The organism is Calothrix sp. CBUCES-K 9914 (assembly GCF_059640475.1).
Genome location: NZ_JBXXZH010000324.1, coordinates 1 through 9,215 on the forward strand (window position 1 = coordinate 1; position 9,215 = coordinate 9,215).

Genomic DNA, 9,215 nt, shown 5'->3' on the forward strand with positions numbered 1-9,215 from the left:
TACACGTTGGCTTCTTGTTTTGAGCGCTTCTATTTTGGTGACAAGGCGCCGTTGCTCGTTGAGAGGGGGGAGGGGGATAGATAATGTAGAAAGTATTGAAGCATTGGCACCGGGTTGTGCTGAACCTTTACTTATAACAGTAATCTGGCGCCAGTAATCAATACTTTGCATAAATAAGGCAATGTATTCTGGTGGGAAAATATTAGAAGTGCTAAGTCTAATTAAATATGAAGCAAAAATTGCAGGCTCTGGTATTTCTGTAAGTAAAAAGCTTTTACCTGTTGTTGCACCAGTCCTAGCAATAACAATATCACCTTTCTTTAGCTCATATTTATAGGTTTCGTCGCATTGACAAAATGGAACAGTATCCCAATTAACTGAATTATTTTGAAGGTCAGTTATGCGTAGAAATTTGGGACCGATTGCTTTTTCTGTTGCTGAAGCAGTATGTCCATATTGAATACTAAGAACGATGTCTCCTAAATTTGCCAAAATCCAGCTATCTGGTAATTCACCAAACTCTATCAATGCTCCTCCCCCCAATCCTTGATTTGTAACTCATATACCTTACCAAAAGAAGCGCACGTTTGTATTATCAATATTAAATCATGACACCACTAGCTGACTTACTAACCCATCGATTCATCATATTTTTCCACAGTAACCTGTATGATTAAGCCGAAACACTGTTACCTTTGGTTAGTTGCTCTAATCATATGCACTTACAACTTTTTTGTAATTCTGTCAAATATTGGGTCAATAATATACCCTTTTATCTTGGGGTCTATGGCAATATATCAGTTGTAGTGAGCTTCTATCAAGCTGGTCGCACACAAAACTTTACAATGTGTTCTATTTTACTGTTATCTTGATGAACACTTAGCTACAATTCAGATTTTAATGTATATATGATAACAGTAACTCCGGGATATTACATAGGTGTCTCGAAATAATTCCAAACAACGTAAAAAAAGCTATTTCTGTTATTGGCTTTTAACATTAGAATGTAATAGCTGTATAATGACAATAAATATAATGAATATGCGTAACCTATTCCCTGGCTACTACCAACCAAGGGAAAATGAATTTAAAGAAATTTGGCAAGAGTGTATATTTGCTTTTGATGCTAATATCTTATTGAATATTTATCGCTATACTCCTAAAACACGAGAAAGATTTTTTGATATTTTGAGCCAGCTACAAAATAGAATTTGGGTTCCATATCAAGCAGCCTACGAGTACCAAAAAGAACGCCAGAAAGTAATATCACAACAAATAGATTCATACAGAAAAATAGAGAAAAATCTAAAAGATAACCTCAATTCATTCAAAAATGCATTAAACGAAACTTTAAACAAATATAATAAACATGCCTTTCTTAATATAAATGAAATCAAAAAAATACATGAAGAAGCATTTGAAGAAGCTTTAAAAAAATCACAGGATATTCTCAACACATCTGAATTACAACACAAATCAGAAAACCTTGATGACCTTCGTGATAAATTAGACGATATATTAGCTGAAAACATTGGTAATAGTTACACAAAAGACGAATTAGATGCTATTTATAAACGGGCAGAACAAAGGTTTAATGACAAAATACCACCCGGTTATAAAGATAATAATAAAGAAAATCCAGAAAAATATGGAGATTTTATTATTTGGCAGCAATTAATTGATTATGCAAAATTACAAAAAAAACCTCTTGTATTTATAACAGATGATAGTAAAGAAGATTGGTGGTGGATATATGAAGGAAAGAACAATGGTCCTCGACCGGAGTTAGTCGAAGAGATGCAGTCAACAGCAGACGTAATTTTCTACATGTATTCTAGTGATAGATTTATGGATTATGCTGAAAAATTTCTTAACCTTCCACATCAACAAGAAGCAATTGAGGAAGCTAGAGATATTAGAATTAAAAATGAAGAAGAGCAATTAATAAAAAAGCGAAATAAACAACTAGAAGAAATCGAAACTTTTGACTTTGCTAAAGAACTAGTACGGCAGTCAACAGAAGCATCAATTGGATTAAAGGCAGTACTAGAAGCATCAAGACTAGAAGCATCAAGTGGATTAAAGTCAGCATCAGAAGCACTAGGTGGATTAAAGGCAGTACTAGAAGCATCAAGACTAGAAGCATCAAATGCATTCAAAGCAGCACTAGAAGCATCAAAAATTGACCCAATTATTATGAAAACAGCAATAGAAGCATCAAAAATTGATACAAATATTATGAAAACAGCGCTAGAAGCATCAAGAATTAACTTACGTATTTTTGAAACAGCACTAGAAGCATCAAAAATTGACAATGTTAGTTCTTATGCAAAGGCACTTAAATATGCTAGTGCTAGGACACAAAATTTATCTTCTAATAACAACTCTCAAGAAAATATCGACTCCAATTTGAATCAATAGCAATAAAATAAATAGAAAAGTTTACATCTGTATGTCTATGCTAATAATTCAAGTTCATTAAAATTAATGCCCGAATGATGGCAGCACGAACTGTACCGCTCTCTTTAAGTCGCGCGGTTCATTACAAGCTCACTTTAATTCTTACACCTTACAAACAACCGTTCGGATTTTTAAGAGATCATTTTGGGGCAAATTTATTCGTTTTCAATGAAATTTGCCCATGAATGTATCTACGTCTCCCTTTGATGGTTTATATCCCGAGCGGGGGTGTGTGGATACGGTTGAAGTTACTGGCGCCACTCCATACATAACCTCTATTCCAGCTTGGTATCGTCGTTGATCTTCTTCGACTTGCCTTAAGCGTTCTTCTTTTTCGGCGCGTTTGTTTTGCCGATGTTTGATTACTTTCAATGCAAAGTCTAACTCTTCTGACGATAGTGAGTAGTGTCTGACCTGTTTTCCTCTGGCACCAATTTTACGACTAACTAGTTTTAATGCCACTTTGTCAAGTAGAGTTCCTAGTAACCATATTGGTTTGCAGTCTGGGGGAACTGTGAATCCTAAAATTAGTTTGATGTGAGGCGCCAGATGTATGGCTAATTGAGTCATTTGTACCAATTCCGGGTCAGTAGCAGTAATTTCCTCTCCATCCATTAGACGTTTTAAGATTTTTGGAAACCCTAAAGTTGACATTGCTGTCCATCCTGGTGAATTATTTGTCCAGTCCATAGATAACCTCAAATACAAACGTTCTTGGCGGTCTTTATCTGTAACTAGAGATGGTGGTAAGGGGTATGTTTTACCTGTGTTGGGGTCAGTTATTGTTTCTTCACTCGGCGCCAATGTTCCTTCTAAGAAGCCAATTTCTCGGTTTAATCTCCCTCCTTTGTCTTTTGCTACTAATTCAGATGTAACCTCTATGCCATATGCTTCTTTTATACGGAATTTTTCACATTCAAAAACCTCTTCTGGCTTGAGGTAATCTTTACTTTGACGCTCTTGGTATTCTGTGCGCTTAATGTCTCTAGCTCTTGCTACGTCTGCACAGTAAGCAGCATCTAAAGCTTTAGCAGCATCTATTAAACGTTGTTTTGTTTGAGCATCATCCTCAATACCTTGAGGGTTAATTATATTACCCATTCCTTGTAATAAGTCGCGTAAATCTTCGCGTAGGTTGTTAATTGATTGGTTGCGTTTTGCTTCAATTTGACAATATGCTTCTAATGCCCAATCTTTTTCGGCGCCACGTTTACCAGTTTCCCGGTCAATTTTGAGTAAGAAAGCTGTTAATGAGTTGGTTTGTAGTAAATTTTCTTTGATTTTTTTGGGGTTGGTGTCCTTGTAACCAAAGGGAGGTCTTGGCGCCACCCATACATGAAGTGGTACTTTGAAACGGAAGCGGTACAGGTGTTGAGCGCACTCGGTCGCTGTTTGGGATACTCCATGAAATATTCCAAAAACCGAGTCAAAATGATCCCCACCTATATCTACACCTGTTCCTAAGCTAGGAGATGTGAGCAGTGCATCTGTATCTTTTACAGCGTTAGTTATGTCTTTGATAAAGGCAACATTTTCTTCGCTGCCAGAGTTTTCTGAATGTATTGACCAGATGCGGAAGGGGGGAGCTGTTAAAGATGGTCCCGTAGTACTTTCTTCACCACCTTTAATTTTCATCCCCGCTGCTAAAAGTAGATGCTCTAATTTTTTAACAGCTCTTTTCGAGTCGCAAGCTACCATAATTTTCTCACCATCAAGTAATGATGCAGAAATTTGGGCAACTATAGCAGAAGAATTATCCCCCTCATACCAAAAAACATGGCGCCCACCATTTTTCCATTGGTTTACAATAATTAGTGGTTTTTCTCCAGGTGGACGCATTGCCCGGAAGAAATTTACAGTTATATCGTCTATATGTGCATCGGCGATCACAACTAAGCGCGCGTTGTAAACAATATATTCCAAAACTTCTAGAATTGAAAAGCGGTGTTCTCTACAGGTTTTGCTATGTAATAGGTGGACGAGGTACTGGCAAGCTTCATCTATAAACACGCAGTCATATTTAAGCGCCGAAGTATAGAGTTTGTACAAACTATCAATAGTGATGCTGAGAGCTTGAGCGTTTGCTAATTCTCCATAACCTAACTCAGTGTACATCTGGGTTTTAAGACGTTCTGAAAGGTTTTTTAACAAGTTCACTCGATGTCCGTTATTGAGAAAACGCGCGTTTGGGTTCAAAGAACGCCATTTTACGAGTAACTCAGTCTTACCAGTTCCCATATCGCTCGAAATTACTACCATTCCAGCTTCTGGTAAACGCACAGCTTCCGATAAGTACTTAACATTAACGCGAATATCTGCGGGATATTTATTGCTTAATCCTCGGTTGGCGCCTAGAAAGTACGAACGCTGATAATCTTTAAGTTCTTTAGCATCGTTAATAATCGCAGTTAGTAACTCGTTTGCAGGAGCGCCACGAGCAACAACAAAATCATCAATACCTTTTTCAGAACCAGGGAGCGATGCAACTTCACAACCGCAACCAACCGCTTTAATTGTTTCGCCAGTACGCATGATTGCTTGGTGAACAGCCCAACGAGTTTTAAGTTTTGTTTCATAGTCAAAAAGGATGATAAATTTGCGCCCATGAAGCGCTACATGCATTAAGTCAGGGTGCAGGTGTTCATTAAAATCTTTCTTACCAACTCTTCCCCCCCAAATACCAGGGAGAGGAATTGCAACAAACCCCAAACTCATCAAGCAAGCGGCTTTTTTCTCACCCTCACATAAAATAATTGGGATTTCTGGATGACGCTGTACCCATTCCCAGAACGTGAGTGGAGGTAGTCCATCCTTAAGACTCAAGGCAATTTCCGAAAGATAGTTGATTTTGTATCGTCGTGCTACTAACTCCCAAATACAGTCAGGAACAGCAAAATAAGTGACGCGGTTGGGTGCTTTTGGCGGCGACTCGTATTTAATGGGTTTACCCTTCTCCCAGTCAATGCGGGGAATGGTCGGCTTAAAGCGTCCCCACTCCATTGGGCGCCAGTCATTGTCTGGGTCTAAACCACTAATCCAGATTCCTCCATTTTCTGCGTACTGATACTGTCTCAAATAACCATCCGTAACCCTTCCTGTATTGCGGCGTTTAATTTGGTCTGAGATGAATAAGTAGGTATAAACTAAGGCGCCTTCTATGTGAATAAAATTAGCCTCAATTAGTGCAGGATGAATAGCACTTAGTACCGCTAATTCGTTGTATTCAGCCTCTGTCAAGTCATTGGGGTAAAAGAGTGGAGTATTATCTTTCATTAGTTTTCACCCCCCTTTAAGCTGCAATAACCAGAGGATGAGTATGAAAGATTACGTGTGCTTCTGTAAGGGTGGAAGAAAAAAGAATTGTGATTTCCGCTACCTGAGCTGATTTCAGCGATTTTTCTTTCTTCTTCCCGATATAAGCGGAAGAAAATTTGATACAATTGTGACATTCAAATTTAAATAGATTGTCCCCCCTTGTTAAAAGCAGGGAGGGTCTATTTTTTTAAGGACAGAGTGATCTTACAGCTCAATGGGGACACAAGTGTCAAGGGCGCCTAGAAGAAATTACACGAGAAACTATATAAACAAAAAACCCAGCCTCTACATGAGACCGGGCGCCCAAAGTGCAAGGGAACAGTTGCATCAAGCGCGCGCAGTATGAGGGTGAGTTAAAAGTGCATAGCCTGGAATATGGTAAGGTTTGCGTAGAAACTGCGGATGGGCGAATTTCTACGAATGCTTGATTATCAGGAAATTCAAAGGTAATTAAGAGGTGGCGCCGCATAAATCAAAACCCAGCCTCTACTTGAGACTGGGTGCCATATTCATATCACATTTTCAACCAATTGACATTTTCGCTTACGCGGAGATTTCCCCAAGGTTTACTTTGACTACCTTGGTCTTTTCTGCTTCTGACTTAGGTAATGTCAAGTTTAAAATACCGTCTTTGTATTCTGCTGTTACGGCAGTGTTTTGAATACGCGCGCGTAGGGGAATTACACGTTGGAACTTGCCGTAGTAAAATTCTGTTCTGGTTCTACCGTTGTCGTCAGTTTTGGTTTCTGTCTTGCGTTCAGCTACAACCTTAACTGCGTTTTCGGTAACTTCGATGTCTACGTCTTTGGCTTCTACACCAGGAAGTTCTAATTTAAGATGTACTGCTTCGTCGGTTTCATGTAGTTCAGCAGCAGGAGTTCTAAATGTAGGCGCCTGCATGTCCTGAAATAATGAATCTAGTTGGCGAGTAACTGCGTTCATTTCTTCCCAAGGGTTATAACGTGCTAACATTTTGCTTCGCTCCTTTTCAAGTAAGTATCGATTGATTCGTTCTGTATATCGTTTCATATGTCCCTATAGTAATAAAGCTTGAAATGGTTGCAAATACGGCTTATATCACTTTTATATTAATGAAAACCGAACAGATATTTAGAGGTGATGCTAATACGAATAATCTTGGTACGGTAAACCCGATATTAATTGTGTAGGCGCCGTTGTGTGATGTTTTTCATACCCACATAGGAATGTGTAGGCGCCGAGACTGTAATATTATTCATACCCGCTGGTTTTTTCGACAATTTACCAAACCGAACTTAACTCCAATACAAACCCAGGTAAAACATCCTCCCCACTTAACGTAGCAGGATTCTTTAACTCTTCTACCGCAGCACCAGGACGATAAATATAAACTTTACGGTTAACTCTATCAATTAACCAACCTAATAAAGCACCATTTGTAATATACTCTTCCATCTTATCTTTCAAAGTCTTTAAAACATCCGAATCAGAACGTAATTCAATTACAAATTCTGGACATATAGGAGCGAACTTTTTACGCAATGCTACGGGTATTGCTTCCCAACGTGTCTTTTTTACCCATGCTGCATCTGGAGAACGCACCGCACCTGATGGTAATGTAAACCCACCGCTGGAACCAAACCCCACCCCAGTATTATCTTTTTTTACCCATATACCTAGTTGCACTATTAAATCAAAATTACGTTGGTCGGTTTCTGTACCCGTGGGAGACATAAATATAACTTCCCCTGCTGCACTACGCTCAATATGGTAATTTTTATTAAGCTGACAAAAATCATAAAATTGGTCATCTGTCAGCGACACAATTGGATGAAATTGTATCACCATTGGGCTTATTTCTGTTGTAACTGGAAGTTGTGCGGTCATATATCCCCTTCCCAACTTTTTGATTTTGTTTATCTCTATTCTAATAACGCTTCCGTTTCCGCTTCGGTCTCTGGGTCTCCCTCCAATAGCAGCATTAACGCTTCCATCTCATCCATCGCAGTTTGCAGCTTAGTCATGATCTCAGCAGCAATAATTTCCGGTTCCGGTAAATTATCCCCCGACTGTAAGCTTTCATCCCGTAACCAGGTAATATCTAGGTTTTCTCCACGTTTAGATATTTCCTCCCTGGTAAAACGGCGCCATCTTCCTGTTTCCCCTTCATCCACACGCGCGCTGTTACCATTGGGATCATCACCATAAGCTTCTTCAAACGGTTTAAAATGCTCCTTGGTTAAAGGTGTGCGTTTACCAAAAGCTGGCATATTGGTACGCATATCATAGAACCATACTGCTTTTGTATTACCCTTATCACTGGCGCCACGCTGGAAGAATAGCACATTAGTTTTGACACCTTGGGCGTAAAATATCCCTGTAGGCAGTCTTAGAATTGTATGCAGGTTGCATTTATCCATCAAGTCAGCGCGGATGTTACGTCCCTGACCATCTTCAAACAATACGTTATCAGGTAATACAACTGCCGCGCGTCCTCCAGGTTTTAACCCTCTATATATATGTTGTAGAAACGCTAACTGTTTGTTACTGGTAGGAAATGTAAAATCCTCGCGCGTTGGTAAACCACCACCTTTTTTAGTACCAAAGGGGGGGTTAGTTAAAATTACATCAGCTTTGGGTAGTTGTTGCCCATCACTAGATAATGTATCACCCAAAGAAACTTCGCTTTCAATGCCATGTAATAACATATTCATCAGTAACAACCGATGAGCGTCCTGTACTAATTCAATGCCGTAGAAAGCTTGATAGCGTTGAAATGATTGTTCCGCTTCGCTAAGTGTAAATAAATCATCAGTGTGTCGCTTTATATATCTATCTGCGGCAATTACGAAGCCCCCAGTTCCTGCGGCCGGGTCTTGTGTGAGTTCTCCTGCCTGGGGTTTGATTAATTCCACCATGCAATCAATGAGAGGACGTGGTGTAAAATATTGTCCGGCGCCAGATTTTTTCTCGGATGCGTTTCTTTCTAATAAATCCTCGTATAAATCACCCAACCCCTCTTCTTTTGCAGAGTACCAGTCCAACTCATCAATACTAGTTACCAACTTTTTTAGTATGCGCGGTTGTTTAAGCGCAGTTTGGGAATTTACGAATATGCTTTGTACACGTTGTGAAGCACTGGTTCCAAGTTGTAAAAGAAGCGCGCGGTAAAAGTTAAGTTGTTCAATACCATCCTTAGAAACCAAGTCACTCCAGCGATACCCAAGGGGAAGCTGTGTGTCTCTATTTGTTTCCTGTGCCATTTTGAGAAACAGCAGGTAAGTTAGCTCTGTAACGTACTGTAGGTAGGTAATACCGTCGTCCCGAAGGACGTGGCAGAGGTTCCACAGCTTTTGTCCAATATCGTTAGTCGCGTTCAAGTTAGCTTTATATATAACAGTAGGGTGCGTAACAGCCATTACAAACCTCAACACAAACGAAAATTAACCTGCTGTTACGCA

At 39.4% G+C, this 9,215-nt stretch carries 6 protein-coding genes; 1 reads left to right on the forward strand and 5 read right to left on the reverse strand.

Features of this window, described 5'->3' with window-relative positions:
• Positions 1-528, reverse strand: a 528-nt coding sequence (locus tag AC2JBO_RS39780) for a restriction endonuclease subunit S (RefSeq protein WP_496959146.1), incomplete at its 3' end; no start/stop codon positions are given.
• 507 nt (positions 529-1,035) lie between these two features.
• Here AC2JBO_RS39780 and AC2JBO_RS39785 point away from each other — a divergent pair.
• A complete protein-coding gene (locus AC2JBO_RS39785; RefSeq protein WP_496959147.1) occupies positions 1,036-2,421 on the forward strand; it encodes a PIN-like domain-containing protein in 1,386 nt (461 codons plus the stop codon).
• Between the two features lie 204 nt (positions 2,422-2,625).
• Here the strand turns inward: AC2JBO_RS39785 and AC2JBO_RS39790 are convergent, their stop codons facing one another.
• From AC2JBO_RS39790 to AC2JBO_RS39805, 4 genes are all read right to left on the reverse strand, one after another.
• Positions 2,626-5,733 (reverse strand): plasmid replication protein, CyRepA1 family, encoded by a 3,108-nt coding sequence (locus AC2JBO_RS39790; protein WP_496959148.1) that lies wholly within the window; start codon positions 5,731-5,733, stop codon positions 2,626-2,628.
• A 585-nt stretch (positions 5,734-6,318) separates the two neighbouring features.
• The gene (locus tag AC2JBO_RS39795; RefSeq protein WP_496959151.1) at positions 6,319-6,747 is read right to left on the reverse strand and encodes an Hsp20/alpha crystallin family protein; all 429 of its coding nucleotides are present in this window, start codon (positions 6,745-6,747) and stop codon (positions 6,319-6,321) included.
• A gap of 288 nt (positions 6,748-7,035) precedes the next feature.
• A complete protein-coding gene (locus AC2JBO_RS39800) occupies positions 7,036-7,641 on the reverse strand; it encodes a Uma2 family endonuclease (RefSeq protein ID WP_496959149.1) in 606 nt (201 codons plus the stop codon).
• A 35-nt stretch (positions 7,642-7,676) separates the two neighbouring features.
• Positions 7,677-9,173, reverse strand: a complete 1,497-nt coding sequence (locus AC2JBO_RS39805) for a class I SAM-dependent DNA methyltransferase (RefSeq protein WP_496959150.1) — start codon at positions 9,171-9,173, stop codon at positions 7,677-7,679.
• Positions 9,174-9,215: the final 42 nt, after the last annotated feature.

Bases quoted from the DNA above. Each gene is read 5' to 3' on its own strand.
- AC2JBO_RS39795 (WP_496959151.1), bottom strand. From the start codon at position 6,747: ATGTTAGCACGTTATAACCCTTGGGAAGAAATGAACGCAGTTACTCGC.
- AC2JBO_RS39800 (WP_496959149.1), bottom strand. From the start codon at position 7,641: ATGACCGCACAACTTCCAGTTACAACAGAAATAAGCCCAATGGTGATA.
- AC2JBO_RS39805 (WP_496959150.1), bottom strand. From the start codon at position 9,173: ATGGCTGTTACGCACCCTACTGTTATATATAAAGCTAACTTGAACGCG.
- AC2JBO_RS39790 (WP_496959148.1), bottom strand. From the start codon at position 5,733: ATGAAAGATAATACTCCACTCTTTTACCCCAATGACTTGACAGAGGCT.
- AC2JBO_RS39785 (WP_496959147.1), top strand. From the start codon at position 1,036: ATGAATATGCGTAACCTATTCCCTGGCTACTACCAACCAAGGGAAAAT.